Raw genomic sequence first — 20,893 nt, forward strand, 5'->3', positions numbered from 1 at the left:
ATCTTTTCGATGATTGGACAACCTTTTTGAGTTGAATCGATTTGTTTATTTCTTTCGTGTGCCATATTTGGTCAGAGGGATTCCTCGGGCTTCGCACCAATCTTTAGTAGTTCCAGATAAGATCAAGGGTTGGTGATGAAGTTCTTGGATAGTTTTAGCTCCTACCATGGTCAATAGCCGTTGAAGTTCTGCTTGCCATTGTTGGACTAGTTGGATCGTTTCTGCCACGCCGTGTGTCATGAGATGCGTTAAGATCGTTCCAGAAACGCCTACTGCATTGGCACCAAGACAAAGTGCTTTGAAGAGGTCGAAGGCATTGCGAATACCACCAGAAGCAAGAATCTCTACTTGATGTTGGGCTTCGTTTGCCTCTAGCAGAGAAGTAACCGTTGATTGTCCCCAATCGACTAAATAATCTAACTCTCTTTTTTTGCGACGAGCATTTTCGATTTGAGTGAAGCTGGTTCCGCTTCGGCCACTGATATCGATTGTCTGAACCCCCAACTCGGCTAGTTCATCGATCGTTTCTCTAGTCATACCAAAACCGACTTCTTTCACGATCAAAGGAACCGAAATGCCTTCGCTGATTTCTTTGATCAATTCTTTCCAATTGGAAAAATCACGATCCCCTTCAGGCATCACCAATTCTTGTGGTGCATTGAGATGGAGTTGTAAAGCATCGGCTTGAAATAGTTCAATCGCCTCTTTTGCTCGTGCTAAAGAGGTGCCGGCTCCTACGTTGGCAAGGATCTTTCCTTCTGGATAAACGTCACGCATGATCGTGTAAGAATCGCTTAAAGCAGGATCTTTTAAAGCTGCACTGACTGAACCCGTGGCAATCATTAAATTTGTTTCTTTTGCGATCATCGCTAAATCATGGTTGATTTTTTTAGTTTTTTCACTTCCACCAGTCATAGCATTGATATATAAAGGATAGTCTAAAGTTAAGCCAGCAACAGTCGTATGTAGATCAATCTCTGACATGGAAACTTCAGGTAAGGGGTTATGAACGATTCGAACCGTATCAAATTCATTTTTTTGTTTACTATGAAAAGCTTTAGCTAATGAGACATGTTCATCTTTTCGATTCATCCTTTTTCCTTTCGTTGGTTACTATAGACGTGTAATGGCAAGGGTGTAATTTCTGCTAATTCCCAAGCGCTCATCAAAGGCAAGATACCGGATTTTTGATCCACGATTACGATACCACAATCGCCACCACCTGCTCCAGATGATTTTGCTGCACCCTCGTATTCTTCTGCTAAGCTACATAATTTATTTAAAGCAGGCGTTTCGATCAATACGCCCGTAATTGACGATAGCTCATGGAGTAGTTGTCGGTTTTTCCTGATCATGGCTTGGATCAAATCAATGTTATTTTCTTTGAATCCTTTAATCATTTCATGAACGCATAAGGTACTATCTTGTAAAAATTTTTGATAGGCTACCATTTTTTCCTTACGTGAGCGATGGACTTGATCGACTAAATCAGAAGTTGATGCAGGACTACCAGTCCAACCAATCAGTAAACGCAGATCTTTCGGTGTCGGAAGAGACTCAATGGATAAACCAGGCCAATCCATTTCGATGAGTTCAACGATTGTATGTTGTTTTTCTTGTTCTTGGAGCCACTGGTGATCAAAGGTTGAAAAAGCAATCCAACCACCATAACAACTAGCTGCAATATCTCCACAAGAGCCATTATCTTGAACCGTTAAATTTGCTAGTGCAGCAATTTTAAAAATTTCAATCTGTGTAAGATTTAACGCATAAAACATATTCAATGCCTTGACTGTTGCGACAGTTACGGCGCCACTTGAGCCTAGACCGTATTTGCGTCCGTTAGAACTATCCAATTCACTTGTCACTTTTAGGTCATAAAAAGAAAGTAAAATATTTTTTTCTCGTGCGTATTTTTCAGTCAAACGAATGGCAGCAAGGATATAATGAAATGGATTTTCACGAATATCCAAGACAAGTTCACCATCACGCCGAGTCCAACGAATCGGCATGCCACTATATTGCTCAGATTGGATGCTGCCGACTTTTCGTGCGGTTTCAACGGTTACAGTAACAAACTGATCAATGGCTACGATGATAGCCGGATGTCCGGTTTCAACAACTGCGTATTCTCCAGCAATATAAAGTTTTCCTGGTGCAGATACTTCAATCATAAAAATCTCCCTTTATTCAATAATCGTCATTCCTGGACCTGCAAAAGCCGAAATGACTTGTTGGCTACTAAATAAGTCACTAAATGTTGTTTTGACCTTATCTAGATGGTCTTTTTGAACTAGCACTTTCACATTTGGGCCAGCATCCATAGTAAAGTAACAAGGAATCCCCTGATTTCTTAAATCCCGTACCGCTTGCATGGCTTTTAAACTATCAGGAGACCAGTAGGTAAATGGCGGACGTGCAGCTAATGTCGTTCCATGCATTTTTAACCCATTTTGTTCCATAGTTTCACCTAGAAGTTGAAAGTTCTTAGTTTTGATTGCTTGTTTTAATTGATAAAGATCGGCTTCGACAGAATCTAACCATCCTTGATAAAAACTTGAAGTTTCAACCGTTCGGCGCATACCATCACGACTTGAGACATCTTTTTTTTGCTCATTCAACAATAGAAAGACCATCGCTAAGTGATCTTCAAAACCGTCTGAGGAAATTGGATGAGCATACGAACTTTGATCATCGTGTCCTTTTTCCCATTCAACAAATCCACCAAAAATACTCCGACAAGCGGAACCTGATCCTCTACGAGCCAGTCTTGATAAAGCTTGATCATCTAATCCTAATTTCAATGCCTCGTTGCATGCTCCGGCTAAAGCCGCTAAGCCGCTGGCAGAAGAAGCTAAACCCGCAGCAGTCGGAACGAAATTCTGGCTGATCACTTTTGCTTTTTTCGTGGTACCCGCTTCTTCTCTCACAATATCCAAAAAAGTACTGATTTTTTTGGTTGCTTTTTCATCTTGCAATTGATTATCTAAATAAAATTGGTCTTCTGTGTAAGCTTCTGAAAAGCTGACTTCAGTTTCCGTATAAAATGCATCTAATGTGAGTGATAAGCTGTTATTCATCGGGAGAATCAACGATTCATTTTTTTTACCCCAGTACTTGATAAGGGCGATATTCGTATATGCTCGTGCTTTGCCTTTAAACATAGGTATGTACTCCTAATCCTTGAATCCAAGTTGCAGCTGCTCCCGCTTGTAAGAGGGCTTCGCTGATTTCTTGGGCTTTTGTTTTTGTTTGAGCTAGCGCAATCATGCAGCCACCTCGACCACCACCAGTTAGTTTTGCTCCCAAAGCGCCTGAATCTCTAGCGGTTTCGATCAATACATCAAGAAAATCGTTGCTGATCGTTAAATTTTTTAAAATTAGTTGGGCTTCATTCATCGCTTGGGCTAAATGCTCGGGGTTATTTTTAACAATGGCTTTTTTGGCTTGCCTTGTTAAGTATCCTAGTTGTTGGATTTTTTGTCCAACTTTCTGCTGATCTTTTTCAAATAAATGAGCAACGTCTTTGACCACTGCTCGCGTCTGACCTTTGATTCCGGTATCAGCGACAATCAAAAAAGCGTCGATATTTAAAGAGAAATAATCAAACGGGTGTCCTTTCACAAAGTAGATTGGTTCTAAACTGCTTGTTGCCGCAGCATCGATACCACTAGGATTACCATGGGCAATTTTTTCTGAAATTTGGACATTTGTCAAGAGCTGTTCGCGAGAAAGTGGTTGTTCGAGATAATCGTAAAAGGCACGAGTAACTGCCGTAGCTACTGCAGCGCTTGAGCCCATTCCACGTTCGGCAGGGATAGTGCTGTGAATAGTTAACTCTAATGATTGCTCAATTTGCAGTTCCTTTTTTAAGTTGAATACTAACTGCTTGATGTTTTTTAACGAATGTGGGGCATCACGCAGTATTCCTGTATAGTAGGAAGAAACAAGCTGATCTCCTGACGAAGTGATGTGTTCATTCAAGGAAGCAACTACTTTTGCTGCCTGAAAAGGAAAAGCGATTGCCGGTTCGCCGTAGACAACTGCATGTTCGCCCATCAGAATAATTTTACCATTTGATTCCCCTTGGCCATAATTTGCCATAATCTAACTCCTTCTTTTATTCCCATAACTTTTTTGAGCAAAAAATAAAGCGCCTTGGATCCTTTGCGCTAACGAACAGATTGTATAACATAGAAGTTCAAAAAACAATTCATCTTTATTTTACTAAAACCTTCCCAGAAGTAAAATAAAGAATACGTTTTCTGTTGAAAAACCTCTTTTTTCTTAAGATTTTATTGAATTTTATGAATGGAAATATCCTGTTATTCCTAATTGACACCACCAGATATTGGGGGTATATTTAAAAAGAATTGGAAAAAGACACAACATTTAGTGATAAAGTGAGTTGGAGGTTAATGAGTGTGATTGTTTTAGCAGGTACCATTGGCGCTGGAAAATCAAGTTTAACAGAAATGATGGCTGAACACTTTGGAAGTCGAGCTTTTTATGAGTCAATCGAGGATAATGAGGTATTGCCTTTATTTTATGCCAATCCTGAGCAGTATGCGTTTTTGTTACAAATCTATTTTTTGAATAAACGTTTTGAAAGTATCAAGCAGGCAATGAAAGAAGACAACAATGTTTTAGATCGTTCGATCTATGAAGATTCTTTGCTTTTTCATTTGAATGCTGATTTGGGTCGGGCAACTGAAACAGAAGTTCGAGTATATGACGAGCTATTAGCAAATATGATGGAAGAGTTGCCGTATGCCGCACATAAAAAACATCCGGATTTATTGGTTCATATTCGGGTTTCATTTGATACGATGCTTGAACGGATCGAAAAAAGAGGACGATCATATGAACAACTTTCCTTCGATCCAAGCTTATATGATTATTACAAAGAATTGAATCGTCGCTATGATCAATGGTATGACGAGTACAATGAAAGTCCCAAAATTCAAATTGATGGGGATCGATTCAATTTTGTGGAAGATCCCCAAGCAAAAGTAGAAGTGCTGAACATGATTGAAGCAAAGTTAGCAGAAATTCGTCAAGAAGTCTTTGTTTCTTGAGTCCAATAAAAAATGATAGTATAAAGAAGACAGGATATAACTTCGATATCTAAGCCGAAGAAATTGAAAATAGGAGAGCTATTTTCGCTTTTCATCGGCTTATTTATTTTTAAAAGCGAGACAGCGGTCAGAAGTGCTAACGATTTGTAAATTCGCCAAGAATACTTAGAAGAATCGTTGTGAGATACCTAATGAATCTATCAGCACAGGAAGAAGGGGACGGTATGAGAGAAAAACATTTTTTTAATTTTGATCAAAATTTTTGGCTGAATGTGCCTAGAGATGATGTAATGGGAATCAAAAATCTTAAGGAAGAGTATGGCATTAGTGATGAGATGCTTACCTATTCTTTAGACAAAAATGAACGTGCTCGTGTGGAATATGATACTCTTGATGATATTTTACTTTTAGTCACCAATGTTCCTCATCAACAAAAAATCGAAAACCACTATGAAACAAGTCCAGTAGCATTTATTCTAAAAGAAAATGGTCTATTTACATTTACGACTCAAAATACAGAATATGTGATTCGCCTGATTCGTTCAATCTTAGATCGGGATTCCGAGATAAATGTATACAGTTTACTTTTTCGTACGCTCTTTCTGATTTCAGATTCCTTCTTCCCGTTGATCGAAGAAGTGAATAGTGAACGACAACGCTTAAACCAAAAGTTGCGAGAAAAAACTACGAACCGCAATTTACTAGCTTTATCTGACCTCGAAGTTGGTTTAGTTTATCTAGTGACTGGTACAAAACAAAATGTCGTATTATTAGAACAAATCAAAGCATTAGCGATTTATCGAAAGCTCACTGAAAAAGAGAAGGAACAATTGGATGATGCATTGATTGAAGCAAAACAGGCAGTGGAAATGACCAATTTGGCCTCCCAGATCCTTGATCAACTTTCGGGAACGTATAATAATTTGTTGAACAACAACTTAAATGACACGATGAAATTTTTGACAGTCTGGTCATTGATTCTGACCGTTCCTACCATTGTGACAGGCTTTTTCGGTATGAATCTACAATTGCCTTTTACACATTCTGTCTTTGGTTGGGGGATCGCCTTATTCATCAGTCTGATATTGTCAGTTTGGATGCTGATCGCATTGTGGCGTAGGATTCGGTAGTTTCAAGGAAGACGGTCACCAAAAAAGTTGAGTGTCTGATGAAGGGTGTGTTTCGATAGCTAAAAGTTTTTTATTTGGACAAGTATATAACTAAAGTAATTAACTGATTAGGGAATGTTTCGAGAGTCTCTAGTGAAAAAGATTGACAAAAAAATATAGATTTGCTATACTATTGAAGTTGAGAAATAAAAGCAGAAGCACCCGCTTCTCGCCTTAGTTGATTCAGTCACTGGGCTAGATAGTTTTCATCTATTGAATTAGGTGAAGTACGTGCGGGTTCTGGAAGAGAACTCGTTTTTTTTATTGCCGAATATTCGGCACGCTTTTCTTTCTCTCATAATATTTGGAGGTGAATGACCATAGCAAAGGATATGATGGTTAACGACGGCATTCGTGCACGTGAGTTACGATTGATCGGTTCAGATGGTGAGCAATTAGGAGTTAAGACAAAAGCAGAAGCATTGAAAATTGCAGAACAAGCAAATTTAGATCTTGTGTTAGTTGCCCCAAGTGCGAAGCCACCAGTTGCGCGAATCATGGACTACGGAAAATACCGTTTCGAGCAACAAAAGAAAGACCGCGAGGCGCGTAAAAAACAAAAAGTGATCAATGTTAAAGAAGTTCGTTTAAGTCCAACAATTGACGTGAATGACTTCAATACAAAACTTCGTAATGCACGTAAGTTCTTAGAGAAGGGCGATAAAGTGAAAGCTTCTATCCGCTTCAAAGGCCGTGCCATTACCCACAAAGAAATTGGTCAAAAAGTCTTGGATCGCTTAGCTGAAGAAACTGCTGATATTGCGACAGTTGAGCAAAAAGCGAAAATGGACGGACGCAGCATGTTCTTGACGCTGGCACCGAAAAACGACAGTAAGTAATTTGAATGACTCACTGACTGTTGGACAGTCGATAGTCGGATAACGAAAGATTTTGAGGAGGAAATATAGTCATGCCAAAACAAAAAACACACCGCGGATCAGCAAAACGTTTCAAACGTACTGGTAAAGGCGGATTAAAACGTTTCCGTGCGTTTACAAGTCACCGTTTCCACGGTAAAACTAAAAAACAACGCCGTCAATTGCGTAAAGCAAGCATGGTTTCTAGTGGCGACTTCAAACGTATTCGCCAACAACTAGCAAAAATGAAATAAAAAAAACAAAAAGATCGAAATTTGAAGATTTATTTTTATTAGGAGGAATTAAACATGGCACGTGTTAAAGGTGGAACAGTCACTCGTAAACGTCGTAAAAGAATGCTAAAATTAGCAAAAGGTTACTACGGTTCAAAACACACTTTATTTAAAACAGCAAAAGAACAAGTAATGAATTCATACAACTACGCATATCGCGATCGTCGTCAAAAGAAACGCGACTTCCGTAAATTGTGGATTGCTCGTATCAACGCAGCAGCACGTATGAATGGCTTGAGCTACTCAAAATTGATGCACGGTTTGAAATTAGCTGAAATCGACATCAACCGTAAAATGTTAGCCGACTTAGCTGTCCACGATGCAGCAGCATTTACTGCATTAGCTGACCAAGCTAAAGATGCTTTAGCTAAATAATCAAATAAACGTTGTTAAACCAACGTATACCCCGCTTTTATCGAGCGGGGTTTTTCTTTTGTCACAGAATTGACCCAGACTTTTTCAAAAATAGAAGGTCATCTTTTCTTTAGTATCTTTAACGACAGGAGACTGAACCAAAACTCCCCTCAGTCGCTTCTGGTGGCTCTAAAAGTGAATAAACGGCGTTTAAAAAGCAACTCCTCAAAAATAATCGATGGTTTTCTAAAATATGAGGAGCTATTTAAAAAAATCCTCTCTTATTCGCTTGGAGCTGAACGCTTCTTTCACAGCCTCTTGCTAAACGGTGTTCAAACATCAGCTCCTTGAAATAAGCCTGAATTTTTCAAAACATGAGAAGCTGTTTCAAAAAATTCTTTCTTATTGTCATCAGAGCTACCCGATGTTTTCACGACCTCTGATTCACGGCGTTCAAGAAACAACTCCTCAACAATAAGCGATGATTTTCTAAAATATGAGGAGCTATTTTAAAAAATCCTCTCTTATTCGCTCGGAGCTGAACGCTTCTTTCACAGCCTCTTGCTATTGCGATAATCTTGCTTATGCTGTCTTATTTCGAATAACGAACAGGTCAGGTGTTTGGTCTTTATCTCCCTTTTTCAGGGGCGGAGAATAGGGTTAGTCCTTTGATTATTCGTACATAACACGCATTCATGATTACTGATGGTTGTTTCCTTATTTGATCTATGTGGCAGTCGAATACAAAAGTAAGAATGTAAGTTGAATCAAAAAATGCTATAATTTTCTTTGTGAATCACAGGAACCCTTTTTATAGCAAAATTTAAGAAGAAAGTAGGAGCGAAGTGAAACAAATAAAAGAGACTATCCGCAATAATAAAAAAATTTTAGTTCTTATTTCTGCCTATGTTATCATGGTTGTTTTAAATTTTTTGACACCGTTAATTGCGGATGATATTGAGTATATGTATAAAACAAGTAGTTTTTCATCTATTTTACATGATGAATACACACAATATATGACTTGGACGGGAAGATCCGTTGTCCATATCATTGCACGTTTGTTTTTGTTGATGCCTAAAACAGTATTTAATTTGGTCAATCCACTGATCTATGTTTTATTGACATTATTGATTTATAAAATGACCACAAAAGATAATACTACGTTTTATTCCTTCAAATATTTTTTAATTAATGTATTTTTATGGTTATTTGTCCCAGCTTTCGGTCAAACAATTTTATGGGAAACTGGTGCTGCTAACTATTTATGGGGAGGTATCATCGTTGTCAGTTTCCTATTTCTTTACCACCGCTATTATGAGAAAGAGCAAGAATTGTCTTTTAATCCTATAGTAAATAGCATATTGCTACTCATTTTAGGAATCTTAGCTGGTTGGTGTAATGAAAATACTTCTGGTGGGATGATCTTGATTGTTCTTGGCTACCTCTATTTTTATTATCAAAAGAAAAAGCCTTTACGACTATGGATGTTCACAGGATTGTTAGGAGCAATTTTTGGGTTATTCATGATGGTAACAGCCCCTGGAAATGCTGTTCGAGCTACTTATTTTGCTCGTAGCCAGTGGTCTTTACCTCGGAAATTGTATTCAGGTGTTTTTTCAATCACAAAAACGCTATATGAAAATAGTTTCGCTCTTTTTGTGTTGATGGCGATTCTGATCGTGTTGGGAATTTTCTTTAGTAAACACAAAGAATGGTTGAGACTATCCTATATCTATCTCTTTGCAGGGATAGCCACGATCTATGTATTATCTCTTTCACCAGCTGGACTTGATTGGGGAAGATCATTTTTTGGTGGTGTTTTATTTATCATTATGGCGATGGCGTTTGAATGGCCAGATAAAGTGTTGAAATCTACCCAGGGAGCGTTTTATGGGGTGATTAGTGGCGTATTGATTACCCAATTTCTATTTACTTTTGCTTTAGGAGTCAATGACATAGCACTTTCTTATAGAGAGATCAATCAACAATACAATTACGTCAGAGAGCAAAAAAAACAAGGGAATTTGAATCCGGTGATTGCCAACTTTACGATTTATAATCAAACTGGTCATACTGCTTACTCGGGAGGACTATCCCACGTAAAAACGGATATAACGAAACAAGTCAATCGAGCGAATGCAAAATATTTTGGTTTAGAGTCCATTCATTCAGTACCAAAAGAGGCTTGGGAAACAATCTATCAACAGGGAGATCCAAAATGGATGAGTATTTGGAATGCTAACACCTATTTTGAAGCATTAAGTCAAACTGATTATTTGGTTGTGATGGCAGGTGCAGGAGACAAGGCACAAATGAACCAGCAGTTAGCTGAAGAGATCCGTAAGCTGTTCCCTGAGTTTAAAAATGGGGATTCAGAAAGTTCTTGGAATTTTTCGGGTATCCGTCTGTTAGGAAAAAATCCTGAATTTTCACAGACAAAGAACTATAATTCTGTTAGCCAAGAAATCAATGGGAAAGAGATCTCAGTATCTTCAAGTTTTACACCGTATGCTGACCAACAGTTTGCTGCGATAAAAGTGGGCGATATAAATGTTGCAAGAAATAAAGCGGGCATAAATATTGCTGTTTTGTCAAAAGAAGGAAAAATAGTAGATGCTGTTAATATTCAATTAACTGGTGACAAACTAACCCTCTCAAGATAGAAGAGAGAAAATAGTAAGAAAAACGAGCCTACCAAAAGGATCACTCTTTTTGGTAAGCTCGTTTTTTAAAGAAATTTTTTGGACAAGCAAAAACCTCAACCATGTTGACTAACTAATGATTGAGGTTTTATTTCAATCAGGGCGTACTTCGTGCAGTTGTTTGACACGCCCTCCGATCGATTTAGCAAAAGCTTCTGATGCTTTTTTTTCTTTGAAAATCAATAAGTTATCTGGATTTTTTTCTCTTGTGCGGCAGCCTGTTTTATCAATGTAACCGTGCAATACTTTCACAACATACATGATGATCACCTGCTTTTTATTTTATTATACGGATGAATCAAGCCAACACAAGAAAAAAGGCAGCTTTTTTGATTTTTTTTAAGAAAATCCGTAATGGAAATCCTAAAAAATACAAGAGGTAAAGACTATTCTTCAGCTATCCAACTGTGCATACTCGTGGAATAAGCGATCTAATGCAGGATTTACCCGTTCAAGTTTGGTTAACTTCTGATTGTCAGCGAGTAAAAAACAATGTTTGCTAGAGCCAGTTGTTCGTAATTTTCCGTCATCTAAACCGTAGATTTCATAACTAAAATTTAATCTTGTGCCACTATATTGTTCGATTTTAGGCAAAATACGAACAGTTTCACCATAACGAATCATTTCTTTGTACTGGCAAGTGACTTCTAAAACAGGGATGATCACTCCTAGTTTTTCAATTTTTGTATAGCTGAAACCTAAATGATCCAATAAAGCAACACGAGATTCTTCCATCCAACGGATATAGTTGCTGTGGTGGATGATCCCCATTTGATCGGTTTCATAGTAAAACGGCTCACGCGTGTATCCAGTAAATTTTTCCATCATTAGAACTCCTTGTTTCCATCTTTTTTCTGACTAAAATAGTGCATCCATTGAGGGATTGCTTGACTGATTTGTGTCGGTAAAACAACATATTGTTTTTTTGCCAGTTGATCCCCAATAAAACTATGCAGGTAGACAGCTGCTGCGATTGTTTCATCGTTTTTAGGGAATTGTGCCAAGAATCCAGTGATCATACCAGCTAATGTATCACCAGTACCTCCAGTGGCCATTGCGGCAGAGCCAGTAGTATTTTGATAGCATTCTTGTTGCCCGTAGATCGTGGTTCGATGACTTTTTAAAACAATCGTTGCGCCTAATTTGGCTTGCTGCTTGCGGTTGTTCTCAGGCGTTTGTTCATCGATCTTAAGTGAGCTTACTCTTTGCCATTCCATTTGATGAGGAGTCATGACGGTTTGCTCGGGAAAATGGAGGGTTAGATTTTCTTTAGCGAATAATGTTAATGCTGAACCGTCCATCACTAACCACTGATGGCTTTTTTGATGTGCTAAAGTGAATGCTAATAATTCTAAACTCAATGAGGAGTCCCCTAATCCTGGACCAATCAATAGAACGTCTGCCGTGTCCATCACTGCTAACAGTTGTTCTTTTTCTTGCCAGTCGATGCACATTGCTTCAGGTAAATGGGTGTGAAGTGGTGCTTGATTCCGCTGGTCTGTAGCAACAGTCGTTAATCCTGCGCCACTGTGTACAGCCGCTAGTGCACTCATGATGATCGCACCACCAAATTGATGGTTACCGCCAATCAAGACAGTACGACCGAAAGTTCCTTTATGTGACTTTTCTGGGCGTGGTTGAATTACTTTTTGTAATAAATCGCTATCTATTAACAATTTTTCCGCCTCCTTTCTTGTATTATAACTGAGTATTTTTAAATAAAATACCGTTTGGCTAAGGAACCACAAATTTTTTTGCACGTTTTTTTGGCAGGATTTATGGTATGATGGACAGGTAGACTTAATGAGTGGAGGATTGATTTTATGACAATCGATTGGCAAAAAGAAGTAGAAGCACGTAAAGAAGAACTACTTGAAGATTTAAAAAATCTTTTACGTGTGAACAGTGAACGGGATGATTCAAAAGTAACTCCTGATGCACCTTTTGGACCTGGACCTCGAGATGCGCTAAAACATATGTTGGCTTATGGCGAACGTGATGGGTTTGTCGTAAAAAATGTTGATAACTATGCAGGACATATTGATCTTGGTGAAGGCGATGAAACTTTAGGTATTTTTGGTCATATGGACGTAGTACCAGCAGGGGATGGTTGGGATACAGATCCTTATGAACCAGTAATCAAAGATGGGAAAATCTTTGCTCGTGGTTCTAGTGATGATAAAGGACCAAGCATGGCTGCTTACTATGCCATGAAGATCATCAAAGATCTTGACTTGGAATTATCCAAAAAAGTTCGTTTTGTAGTTGGTAGTGATGAAGAAAGTGGTTGGGCAGACATGGCTTACTACTTTGAACATGAAGAAGAACCTGACTTTGGCTTTTCTCCAGATGCAGAATTTCCAATCATCAATGGTGAGAAAGGAAATGTTTCTTTCGCACTACGTTTCCAAGGAGACAACGCAGGAGATTATGTCTTGAAGACATTTACTTCAGGTTTACGTGAAAACATGGTGCCTGGAACAGCAACAGCGACTCTTGAAGTACCAAGTGCGGAAGCTGCGATCCAAATGGAAGAAGCTTTTTATCGTTTTGTTGAAGCAAACCCAGTAAGTGGTTCGATCGAAGCGGATAATACCTATGTGAAAATCGAATTGATCGGAAAGGGCGCACATGGTGCAAGTCCTCAATCAGGGATCAATGCCGGTTCATTCTTAGCATTATTCTTAGACGATTATGAATTTATCGGTTCTGCTAAACAATTCATCCATGTAGCAGCAGCCTATGTCCATGAAGATTTTTATGGAGAAAAATTAGGGGTTGCCCATGAAGACGAAAAAATGGGTAAATTGACCATGAACGCTGGATTGTTTGCCTTTAAAGAAAATGGGTCAGAAGAAGATAACTATATCAACATGAACTTCCGTTTTCCAAAAGGGGTTACCGTTGACGGCTTAGAAAATGACATTGCAACAACGATGAAAGCAGAAGGAGCAGCAGTTACTCGTGGCGCACGTGTCATGGAACCTCACTATGTACCAATGGAAGATCCATTGGTAGCAACTTTATTGCAAGTTTATGAAGACCATACAGGCGAAAAAGGCTATGAACAAATCATTGGTGGCGGAACCTATGGCCGACTATTGAAACGTGGTGTAGCTTACGGCGCAATGTTCCCAGGCTATACAGATACAATGCACCAAGCCAACGAATTTATGAGTCTGGATGACCTTTTCAGAGCAACTGCCATTTATGCAGATGCTATCTACCGTTTGGCGAAGTAAAAGTGAATGAAACTCATGCTGATTCATCGGCTATCCTTGTTCTAAAAGATAGTTTTTGAAAAGGATCGTTGGAAAAGTGAATGAAAAAGATGTTCTAACATGATATGGATGTGATTTTTTGCTTGATGGGGCGAAAAATCACATCCTTTTTACTTGCTAAATAATATTCTAAATATTCAACATCGAAGATTGTTCCAAAAAAACAAACGAATGATATTTTTTATGAAGGAAAAAATAATATTTGTAGTTAATGATGAGGAGATAAAGATAAAAAACAGTTATTGGTTCAGCGATTCTCATCAATAAAGAAAGTCGCTAGGAATAAATATCATTAGCATAGAACAAAAAATCTGTTATTTAGAAATTTTTGGCTAAAAAAACTCTACATTTGTGTTACATTCAGATTATTAATCAAATAAGAGAAGGGGATCTAATGACAGAAATAGCAGAAGGTAGAGGATTTACAAAAGCAGAGATTGATAAGCAAAAAAAAATAGTAGAGAACGCCTATAAAACAATGGATAGTCACGCTACCTATCCTCACGGAGAAAATTATAAAAACGCAGCTCGTATTCATGAAAAAGAAGAGGAAAAGTTAGCAATGATGCTAAGACACCCAATTAAAGCAACAGATAAGGAATATAGTCGTGAAGAATTGAAGGCGCAAAAAAAATTAAAAGCACAGCTCTTCTCAATTTATGACGCTTATTCAACCCATCCTCATAATGATAAAGCAAGAAAAGTAGAGAATGACTACTTAAAAGCAAAGTGGGATTTACATATTATGAAAGAAACAAATAGAGAAATTCAAGATAAAAGAGAACGTGCAAAAATAAAACATTCTCCTAATAATGAAGAAGCGAGGATACCAGAAAGTAAGCAAGAAACTCAATCAATAGTCCAAGAAGGTAGATTATCAGTAGATGAAGAACGAGAATTTTTTAAACAAAAAGATTCTTCTCTTTATGAGACAGTAGAAACTGAAGTTATCGACAAATTAAGCCCGTTAGAAAGTAAAAAGGAAGAAGCACATACAAAGTTATCTAAACTAGACGAAGAAACTAAAAATATCTTAAATAGTATAAGAGAACGTGATGAAGCCAAAAAAAATTTTTTGGATAGCTATGTTGAAAAGTTATCTCTACAATCAGATGCTGAACAAATAGAATCGAAAATTAAAGCGATTGATCAGTCGTTCTTTAGAAAAATCATTAATTTTTTTACTAAGGAACAGGCCGAATTACGAACAGATTTAGATACAAAAAAAGCTACAATTAATACTATGAATTCTAAAATAGAAGAAGCACAAACAGTTTACACAAGAAATGAGAATATCCTTAATGAAGTTTTCTCTAGTAATGAAATATTTGAGGGGTGGAAAGAAAAGTGTGCAAACATAGGAGCCACTTTGAATGATTTAAATCAGAATTATGAAATAGTAAAGGAAAATATACCAAAAGAGGTAAATAGGGAAGCTTTAACGAAAAAAATAGAAAATTTACAGAAGAATTTAGAAGAAGTTAAAGGTACTGTGGGAGGTATAACACAAAATCTGCAAAAAATAGACGAATACCGTAAGCAAGAACAAAGTAAAGATCAACAAGGATTTATTCGTCTGATAAGCAAAGCGATAGATCAAACAGTAATCGAAACAGTAAATCAAACAAATGAAAGAAGGGAACAAAATGCTAAAAGCAAACATTTGAATGAAAGAGAAAATATCTTTACCAATCAACTTTCGGCTGAATTGGGAAATAAAAATGTACGTATTGAAGAATTAAATGCACCTGGTTTGTATCAATATTTAGTCCATAAAAGCACCGAATTAGATATGAAAGTTCAAAATATCTTTTCCAGTGACTTTAAACAATTATATGACTTAACGATACAAGAGCGTGATAAGGCAAGTCATTCTGTGAAAAAAATTATCCAAGAAATTGCGAAGATACATAAGGATTGGGAGAAATCAACGAAAAAAATGATTAATAGCGATCAGCCGAGAGTAAAACGATTTCTTAGTCGATTTACTAAAAAACATATAAAAGCTAGAGAAAAGTACACTGCCAAAAAAAGTGTCTTATCGACAACTTTTGAGAATAAAATAAAGGAACTCATTGAGCGAAAAAGGATTGAAACAGAAAAGAATGAGCAGGCTGAGAGAATTTTTATCAAGGCAAGAAAGGAAGTTGATCATGTTAACAATGGATTGGCAGATTTAAAAAGCCAGTTGAAACAGCTGAAAAATAAATATCCAACAGGAGAAGAACATCCAAAGATTAATAATGAACTAGCTGCTCAAATAAAGAAAAGTTTAAAATTTATTAAGGAGCAACAACCAAAGATAAAAGAACAATTGGGTTTTTGGATGATGCTGGAACTTAAAGATAAGGAACCTTCAGAAAAAGTGGATCAGTCACCGAAAAAATCTGTTGATTACCAAAAGTATAGAATATTGGTAACGAATGCCTGGAATAAGAAGTTGTTAAAAAATAACAAAAATCGCAACCGGCAATCTCAACAAGTACATAACCAAACGAATCAATCAATTGGCAGAGAAGTACATACATTATAGAGAATAAAATTTTGTACTCTCTAATATGTGGCGGTATCTTGCCTGATGTTTTACTAAGATATGATATACGTATCAAGTGATACAAGAGATTTCTGAAGAAAAAAGTGGTCTGTTATTGAAGGAGCATCTTTTGAATCTGTAAATAAGAAAAATATAGGATTGGCATTAAAATCAAGAATGGAAAAGCAAAAATTGCTTTTGATCTTCTTGATTTTTTTGTTTGCTTTCGGAGGTGAAGTCAACGATTGGTTAATGCTGAAGAGTAAATACAGATAGAGGATACTAAATGCTACTTGTTTTGAAAAACGTTAGTTTGATCTCGCAGAATTTTTAAGGGTACGATGAAGTGTCTTTTTATTCTAGAAGAATGAAACTTTTTTTAAAATTTCCAAACAAAGAAATTATTAAAAAATAAAGTTTTTATTGTCATGTTACGCTTAATTTATCAATATACGAAGGAGTGAAATAAGAATGGGAAGGCCAGTTTCTAAGGATGAAGCATTACAAAACCTTAAAGATCTATCAGACAAGATTGACGCTGCATGGCAGAAAAGGAGTAAGGCAGAGGGTCTTAATTATTTTTCGAAAGCTAGTAAGAGGACAGAAAGAGTACATGAAGACCTTAAAGATGAATTCGCTGAGGGGACAGATGCTTTTATTAAAGAATATAATGAGATACCTATTATAGAGAAACCGAAAACAAAACCAAAAAGTGAAATTGACGATAGTAAGCGAGATCCAGAAGTTGAGGAGTTTGGTCCTAATGCACGGAAGCAAAAGGAGGAAATAGACCAACAAATCAAGGAATCAGAGACTAGAGTAAAAAATATTATAAAAGACTTGTATCCAAATAGGGATGTTATTAAGGAACTAAAAGAAATAAAAAAAGAAACAGAAGAAGACATAAAAGAAGAAATCGAAGAAGAAGTAGAAGAAGAAATCGAAGAAATAAAAGAAATAAAAGAAGGAATAAAAAAAGAAATAAAAAAAGAAAGAAAGAATCAGCTTAGTAAATTGAAGACATCTTCCTTAGAACCCGTAAATAACAATCTAGTAGATAGCTTAAGTAGTAAAGTTGGTGAGAAACCGTCATTCTTCAAACGCTTGCTTAATTTTTTTACTGGAAAAAAAGAGCAACCAAGGAACCCCATACAGCAAACAACCTTGAAAACTAAGGATTGGGAGGCAGAATTTAAGAAACGCTTTGAGGCAAAACTTGAGGAACGCTTTCAGGAAAAACTTGGGGAACGTTTTCCAGAAGAACTTAAGGCACGCTTTCCGTGGAATGGCAACAGTTTTTTTGACAAATTTTATAAGGTGCAGAACTTCTTTCCGTATGCTATTCCGATTGTCCTTGACAATGAGCCTCCTCGGATGTGACGATCTTCGGCAGGAGCTAACAGTTAAAGTTAGACTGCCTCGCTAGCGTTAGCACATCCGAGCTCATTATCAAGGATTCGCTGCGCCAATTTCTGGTTACGGTAACCAACCGGTGTCTCGTAGCCAAGTGTACCGTGCAACCGAAGGTGGTTCCACCAATTGACATAGTCAAATAACTCCAAATCCAATTGTTGTAAGGTTTCAAATGTGTATTGATAGACAAATTCTACTTTCAACGACTTATAAGTTGATTCAGCTACGGCATTATCAAAAGGACAGCCTTTATGACTCAATGATCGATTGATGTCAAAAGTTGTTAATAATTCATCAATAGCTTGGTTATCAAACTCTTTTCCACGATCAGTATGAAAAATCTCAACCTCTGTCAGAGGTTGTTTGATACGGCTAAATGCTTTTTTTACTAGAACGGCATCTTTATGTTCTCCACAAGAATAGCCGAGAATTTCTCGATTGAACAGATCCAAAATGAAACAGACATAATTCCATTTTTTCCCGACTCGTACATAAGTCAAGTCTGTTACGATCGCTTCTAATGGGTTGTCTCTTAAGAATTTACGATTCAATACGTTTGTCGTTTTGGCTTCATTGCAAGTAGAATGATGTACTTTAAAATAAGCAACAGTATAGCTCGATTTTAATCCTCTATTTTTCATGATTCTACTAATTTTTCGTCGGCTGATCTGAATGCCTCGTTTTGATAAGGCTTTTTTTATTTTTCTTGAGCCGTAGGCCTTTCGGCTGCGGATAAATTCTTCAGCGACTACTTCTTCAAGTTCTGATTCGTCTTTCTTTGGTTTTGATTGATAATAATAGGACTGACGTGATAGACCTAATATTCTGCACATCGCTGATATAGGGTAAAGATGCTTATTCGCATCGATTACTTGTCTCTTCGTCCGAATATCAGCGCTGCTTGCTTTAAAATATCATTTTCCATTTCTAATTGCTGGTTTCTTTTACGTAGTTCTAACAATTCTTTTTGTTCAGGCGTAAGATTATCTTTTTCTTTGAATGAACCACTCGTTTTAGATTGCTTTACCCATTTGTCAAATGCTGAAGCTGTTAGTTCATATTCTCGAATGATTTCTACACGTGGCTTTCCAGCTAAGTAAAGATTGACGATTTGTTGCTTGAATTCTTGTGAAAAAGTTCTTCGTGTTCTCTTAGACATAAAAATTCCTCCTGGTATGTTTTCTTCTAGTCTACACACCTTAATTTTTCTGTCTAGTTAATTGTAGCCTATCCACCGAATAATCTTAAGGAACGTTTTAAGACAATAGAATCTACAGATGAAATTGCAAAACAAGTAAAAAAAGGCTTAGAAAAAGAAATAAAAATGTTCAAAGAAGAGTTAGATAAAGTACAAAAGGAAAAAGTAAAAGCAGTTAAACCTTATGCAATGAAAGTATATGCTGAAATCATAAGGAAGGTGACAACGCTAAAGGATGGAATAGAACCACTACAACTTGAAGCCCGAAAACTAATTAACGACAACTCGAAGAAACCTCAAAAAATCCGTAAAAAGATTAATCAAGCACAACAAAAAGCTACTATATACTTGGATCAACCGGACTCACTAAACATGCAAAATGGTCAGAAGCTTAATAGTAAAAAACATTCAAGGGCATAGTAACTTAGCAAGGCATCGTCAAAAATTCTCAAACAAAAAAATTATTAGTAAATAACATGAATAAACTCCTGATACTCTTGTATTACATATGTTAGTACGAAAAACAGAGGAGTGAAATGAAATATGGAAAGTCACGATAAAAAAAGTTACTCAAGTACCATCAACCGCACGGTACAGCGATCAGGAGTTAGAAACTCTAAAGGGAAATTTTAAAGAAGCAAAAAAAGTTTACAGATGAGAAAACTATACCGAATCAAAAAGCTTTTGAAGGTTCACAAAAACAATACAATAATGCATTAGAGAACAATAAAAGAATTAAAGAAAAAGTTTCTAAAGACATAAAAAAAGTAAACAATATAAAATCAGCATAGCAAAAAACTCTGGAGAGAATGGCTGCAGCATCAGAACAACTCGATAATCCTCTAATTGATGATTTAGATAAAAAGGTAAATAATTTTGAATCCCAATTTAAAGATAAGATTAGCCAAATAGAACAAAAGCTATCGCCTGTTCAAAAAGACGATCAACAAATAGCTGAAATAGGTGAGGTAGATACATCTATTGGGGAGGTAAATACGAGATAAAAAAAACTAGATACGGATCTCGTTACTAAGAACCAAGCCGTCACTGATTTCAACAATCCTTTTGTACGGAAGTTGTTTAACATCTTTACAGGAGAAAAAACTAAATTAACACAAGATGTAAAAACAGTTACTGAGGATATTAAAAATACGAATAATCAACTGATTGAAGATATTAATCAGAAGGGTAACTTAGAAAAAATGGTCACTGGGAATTTAGATAAGAATATAGCTGTCTGTGATCAGGTGAAAAGTGAAATTAACGTTCCTAAAGCGAAACTTAGTGAACTGTCAGCAGAGTACGATGTTGTTGAAGTGAAGACAAAGGGACTACGAGATGTTAGTAAACACAGAAGAGAACAACTTGAAAATTAGTGGAAAATTAAACATCATGGAGCAAAAGGTTGAGGACCTGGAAAGAAATGTACAAGGTTGGAAAGGAAAACATGAAAAATTTAAAGAAGAGCTTCTAGTGAGAAAGCAAGAGATAAACCAATTAAAAGAGAATGCTCAACAGCGGGTAGAAAAGCTCAACAACCGAGGTGATAAAAAAGATCAAATGCAAAATAGCAATAAAACGAATCGAACTTCAAGAGGATAATCGGATGGTGAAATGCCAGCAATCATAGATAGTAGAATAGAAAATAATCCATTGATGAAAAGAGCAACGTACATAAATAATTAGATAGCAGTATCTTACTTGGATAATCAATTAAATTTAGGAAAAAAGAGCATAGGTGTTCCCTAAAATTTAACGTTTTTACGTATATTTTTTAGGAAACACCTTATTTTATATCCATCTGTTTTTTGAATCGGTGTATTGGTAGAACAGGTTCGGAATATTTTTTAAGTGAGAGTTCTATCTCAGTCTCTTCTAGTATCTCTAAAAACGAATAAACGGCGTTCAAAGAGCTGACCTTCGGCGATAAGTCAAAAAATCTCAAAACATGAGGAGCTGTTTCGAGATTTTTTGACTTATCGCCGAAGGTCAAGACGCTCTTTTCACAGCCT

Annotated in this window: 22 protein-coding genes and 1 other annotated feature; of the genes, 14 read left to right on the plus strand and 8 right to left on the minus strand. The window is 36.7% G+C overall.

Annotated elements, in window-relative coordinates; genetic code table 11:
* Nucleotides 1-45 precede the first annotated feature (45 nt).
* From fni to mvk, 4 genes are read right to left on the minus strand one after another with little or no spacing between them, the layout of a single operon-like run.
* Nucleotides 46-1,092 carry a type 2 isopentenyl-diphosphate Delta-isomerase gene (gene fni, locus IGK81_RS01195; RefSeq protein WP_034699329.1) on the minus strand — a complete coding sequence of 349 codons (1,047 nt, stop codon included), beginning with the start codon at nucleotides 1,090-1,092 and terminating at the stop codon, nucleotides 46-48.
* Entirely contained in the window at nucleotides 1,089-2,174 is a 1,086-nt protein-coding gene (locus tag IGK81_RS01200; RefSeq protein WP_010720289.1) for a phosphomevalonate kinase, read from the minus strand. Before IGK81_RS01200 ends, fni begins: the two co-directional genes overlap by 4 nt.
* Before the next feature lie 12 nt (nucleotides 2,175-2,186).
* Nucleotides 2,187-3,164 carry a diphosphomevalonate decarboxylase gene (mvaD, locus tag IGK81_RS01205; RefSeq protein WP_034699326.1) on the minus strand — a complete coding sequence of 326 codons (978 nt, stop codon included), beginning with the start codon at nucleotides 3,162-3,164 and terminating at the stop codon, nucleotides 2,187-2,189.
* Nucleotides 3,157-4,104, minus strand: coding sequence for a mevalonate kinase (gene mvk, locus IGK81_RS01210; protein WP_010720287.1), 948 nt, complete (start codon nucleotides 4,102-4,104; stop codon nucleotides 3,157-3,159). Before mvk ends, mvaD begins: the two co-directional genes overlap by 8 nt.
* A gap of 314 nt (nucleotides 4,105-4,418) precedes the next feature.
* Here mvk and IGK81_RS01215 point away from each other — a divergent pair, with 314 nt between their 5' ends.
* From IGK81_RS01215 to IGK81_RS01245, 7 genes are all read left to right on the plus strand, one after another.
* Nucleotides 4,419-5,078: a deoxynucleoside kinase gene (locus tag IGK81_RS01215; RefSeq protein ID WP_025480266.1), complete on the plus strand. Its 660-nt coding sequence runs from the start codon at nucleotides 4,419-4,421 to the stop codon at nucleotides 5,076-5,078.
* 224 nt (nucleotides 5,079-5,302) lie between these two features.
* Nucleotides 5,303-6,208, plus strand: a complete 906-nt coding sequence (locus tag IGK81_RS01220; protein ID WP_010736889.1) for a magnesium transporter CorA family protein — start codon at nucleotides 5,303-5,305, stop codon at nucleotides 6,206-6,208.
* A 183-nt stretch (nucleotides 6,209-6,391) separates the two neighbouring features.
* Nucleotides 6,392-6,517 (plus strand) — a sequence feature (ribosomal protein L20 leader region).
* 44 nt (nucleotides 6,518-6,561) lie between these two features.
* Nucleotides 6,562-7,086 (plus strand): translation initiation factor IF-3, encoded by a 525-nt coding sequence (gene infC, locus IGK81_RS01225; protein WP_010720284.1) that lies wholly within the window; start codon nucleotides 6,562-6,564, stop codon nucleotides 7,084-7,086.
* 71 nt (nucleotides 7,087-7,157) lie between these two features.
* On the plus strand, nucleotides 7,158-7,358 hold the full coding sequence (gene rpmI / locus IGK81_RS01230) for a 50S ribosomal protein L35 (RefSeq protein ID WP_002289309.1): 201 nt from the start codon (nucleotides 7,158-7,160) through the stop codon (nucleotides 7,356-7,358).
* 54 nt (nucleotides 7,359-7,412) lie between these two features.
* The gene (rplT, locus tag IGK81_RS01235; protein WP_010720283.1) at nucleotides 7,413-7,772 is read left to right on the plus strand and encodes a 50S ribosomal protein L20; all 360 of its coding nucleotides are present in this window, start codon (nucleotides 7,413-7,415) and stop codon (nucleotides 7,770-7,772) included.
* 174 nt (nucleotides 7,773-7,946) lie between these two features.
* Nucleotides 7,947-8,102, plus strand: coding sequence for a hypothetical protein (locus tag IGK81_RS01240; protein WP_158000812.1), 156 nt, complete (start codon nucleotides 7,947-7,949; stop codon nucleotides 8,100-8,102).
* Between the two features lie 494 nt (nucleotides 8,103-8,596).
* Nucleotides 8,597-10,417, plus strand: coding sequence for a DUF3329 domain-containing protein (locus tag IGK81_RS01245; protein ID WP_051641768.1), 1,821 nt, complete (start codon nucleotides 8,597-8,599; stop codon nucleotides 10,415-10,417).
* A 132-nt stretch (nucleotides 10,418-10,549) separates the two neighbouring features.
* Here the strand turns inward: IGK81_RS01245 and IGK81_RS01250 are convergent, their stop codons facing one another.
* From IGK81_RS01250 to IGK81_RS01260, 3 genes are all read right to left on the minus strand, one after another.
* On the minus strand, nucleotides 10,550-10,717 hold the full coding sequence (locus IGK81_RS01250) for a hypothetical protein (RefSeq protein ID WP_010720280.1): 168 nt from the start codon (nucleotides 10,715-10,717) through the stop codon (nucleotides 10,550-10,552).
* Between the two features lie 132 nt (nucleotides 10,718-10,849).
* Nucleotides 10,850-11,281 carry an acyl-CoA thioesterase gene (locus IGK81_RS01255; RefSeq protein WP_034699323.1) on the minus strand — a complete coding sequence of 144 codons (432 nt, stop codon included), beginning with the start codon at nucleotides 11,279-11,281 and terminating at the stop codon, nucleotides 10,850-10,852.
* A 2-nt stretch (nucleotides 11,282-11,283) separates the two neighbouring features.
* Nucleotides 11,284-12,132: an NAD(P)H-hydrate dehydratase gene (locus IGK81_RS01260; RefSeq protein ID WP_034699320.1), complete on the minus strand. Its 849-nt coding sequence runs from the start codon at nucleotides 12,130-12,132 to the stop codon at nucleotides 11,284-11,286.
* 147 nt (nucleotides 12,133-12,279) lie between these two features.
* Here IGK81_RS01260 and pepV point away from each other — a divergent pair, with 147 nt between their 5' ends.
* The 3 genes from pepV (at nucleotide 12,280) to IGK81_RS01275 (ending at nucleotide 17,650) form a co-directional block, all read left to right on the plus strand.
* Nucleotides 12,280-13,698 (plus strand): dipeptidase PepV, encoded by a 1,419-nt coding sequence (gene pepV, locus IGK81_RS01265; protein WP_431393607.1) that lies wholly within the window; start codon nucleotides 12,280-12,282, stop codon nucleotides 13,696-13,698.
* A 433-nt stretch (nucleotides 13,699-14,131) separates the two neighbouring features.
* Complete coding sequence (locus IGK81_RS01270) at nucleotides 14,132-16,270, plus strand: hypothetical protein (protein ID WP_232622354.1); 2,139 nt, start codon at nucleotides 14,132-14,134, stop codon at nucleotides 16,268-16,270.
* 471 nt (nucleotides 16,271-16,741) lie between these two features.
* Nucleotides 16,742-17,650 (plus strand): hypothetical protein, encoded by a 909-nt coding sequence (locus tag IGK81_RS01275; protein ID WP_438757386.1) that lies wholly within the window; start codon nucleotides 16,742-16,744, stop codon nucleotides 17,648-17,650.
* Nucleotides 17,651-17,679: 29 nt separating this feature from the next.
* Here IGK81_RS01275 and IGK81_RS01280 read toward each other — a convergent pair.
* Nucleotides 17,680-18,842, minus strand: a protein-coding gene (locus IGK81_RS01280; RefSeq protein ID WP_087043335.1) for an IS3 family transposase whose coding sequence is annotated in 2 segments (ribosomal slippage) — nucleotides 17,680-18,566 and nucleotides 18,566-18,842 — 1,164 coding nt in all. Because the reading frame shifts where the segments join, the coding sequence is not laid out codon by codon here.
* Nucleotides 18,843-19,007: 165 nt separating this feature from the next.
* Between IGK81_RS01280 and IGK81_RS01285 the strand changes: the two genes are divergently transcribed.
* The 4 genes from IGK81_RS01285 to IGK81_RS01300 all read left to right on the plus strand — a co-directional run bounded on the left by IGK81_RS01285 (nucleotide 19,008) and on the right by IGK81_RS01300 (nucleotide 20,483).
* Entirely contained in the window at nucleotides 19,008-19,301 is a 294-nt protein-coding gene (locus IGK81_RS01285; protein WP_438757389.1) for a hypothetical protein, read from the plus strand.
* A gap of 389 nt (nucleotides 19,302-19,690) precedes the next feature.
* Nucleotides 19,691-19,885, plus strand: a complete 195-nt coding sequence (locus IGK81_RS01290) for a hypothetical protein (RefSeq protein WP_034699314.1) — start codon at nucleotides 19,691-19,693, stop codon at nucleotides 19,883-19,885.
* Between the two features lie 72 nt (nucleotides 19,886-19,957).
* A complete protein-coding gene (locus IGK81_RS01295; protein ID WP_232088549.1) occupies nucleotides 19,958-20,257 on the plus strand; it encodes a hypothetical protein in 300 nt (99 codons plus the stop codon).
* A complete protein-coding gene (locus tag IGK81_RS01300) occupies nucleotides 20,247-20,483 on the plus strand; it encodes a hypothetical protein (RefSeq protein WP_232622355.1) in 237 nt (78 codons plus the stop codon). The genes IGK81_RS01295 and IGK81_RS01300 overlap by 11 nt, the downstream gene beginning before the upstream one ends.
* The last annotated feature ends 410 nt before the right edge of the window (nucleotides 20,484-20,893 follow it).

It is taken from the genome of Enterococcus sp. DIV0703, assembly GCF_051711065.1.
Lineage (GTDB): Bacteria > Bacillota > Bacilli > Lactobacillales > Enterococcaceae > Enterococcus_B > Enterococcus_B hirae.

Bases quoted from the DNA above. Each gene is read 5' to 3' on its own strand.
- fni (WP_034699329.1), bottom strand. From the start codon at position 1,092: ATGAATCGAAAAGATGAACATGTCTCATTAGCTAAAGCTTTTCATAGT.
- IGK81_RS01200 (WP_010720289.1), bottom strand. From the start codon at position 2,174: ATGATTGAAGTATCTGCACCAGGAAAACTTTATATTGCTGGAGAATAC.
- mvaD (WP_034699326.1), bottom strand. From the start codon at position 3,164: ATGTTTAAAGGCAAAGCACGAGCATATACGAATATCGCCCTTATCAAG.
- mvk (WP_010720287.1), bottom strand. From the start codon at position 4,104: ATGGCAAATTATGGCCAAGGGGAATCAAATGGTAAAATTATTCTGATG.
- IGK81_RS01215 (WP_025480266.1), top strand. From the start codon at position 4,419: ATGAGTGTGATTGTTTTAGCAGGTACCATTGGCGCTGGAAAATCAAGT.
- IGK81_RS01220 (WP_010736889.1), top strand. From the start codon at position 5,303: ATGAGAGAAAAACATTTTTTTAATTTTGATCAAAATTTTTGGCTGAAT.
- infC (WP_010720284.1), top strand. From the start codon at position 6,562: ATGACCATAGCAAAGGATATGATGGTTAACGACGGCATTCGTGCACGT.
- rpmI (WP_002289309.1), top strand. From the start codon at position 7,158: ATGCCAAAACAAAAAACACACCGCGGATCAGCAAAACGTTTCAAACGT.
- rplT (WP_010720283.1), top strand. From the start codon at position 7,413: ATGGCACGTGTTAAAGGTGGAACAGTCACTCGTAAACGTCGTAAAAGA.
- IGK81_RS01250 (WP_010720280.1), bottom strand. From the start codon at position 10,717: ATGTATGTTGTGAAAGTATTGCACGGTTACATTGATAAAACAGGCTGC.
- IGK81_RS01255 (WP_034699323.1), bottom strand. From the start codon at position 11,281: ATGGAAAAATTTACTGGATACACGCGTGAGCCGTTTTACTATGAAACC.
- pepV (WP_431393607.1), top strand. From the start codon at position 12,280: ATGACAATCGATTGGCAAAAAGAAGTAGAAGCACGTAAAGAAGAACTA.
- IGK81_RS01270 (WP_232622354.1), top strand. From the start codon at position 14,132: ATGACAGAAATAGCAGAAGGTAGAGGATTTACAAAAGCAGAGATTGAT.
- IGK81_RS01275 (WP_438757386.1), top strand. From the start codon at position 16,742: ATGGGAAGGCCAGTTTCTAAGGATGAAGCATTACAAAACCTTAAAGAT.
- IGK81_RS01285 (WP_438757389.1), top strand. From the start codon at position 19,008: ATGTTCAAAGAAGAGTTAGATAAAGTACAAAAGGAAAAAGTAAAAGCA.
- IGK81_RS01290 (WP_034699314.1), top strand. From the start codon at position 19,691: ATGGCTGCAGCATCAGAACAACTCGATAATCCTCTAATTGATGATTTA.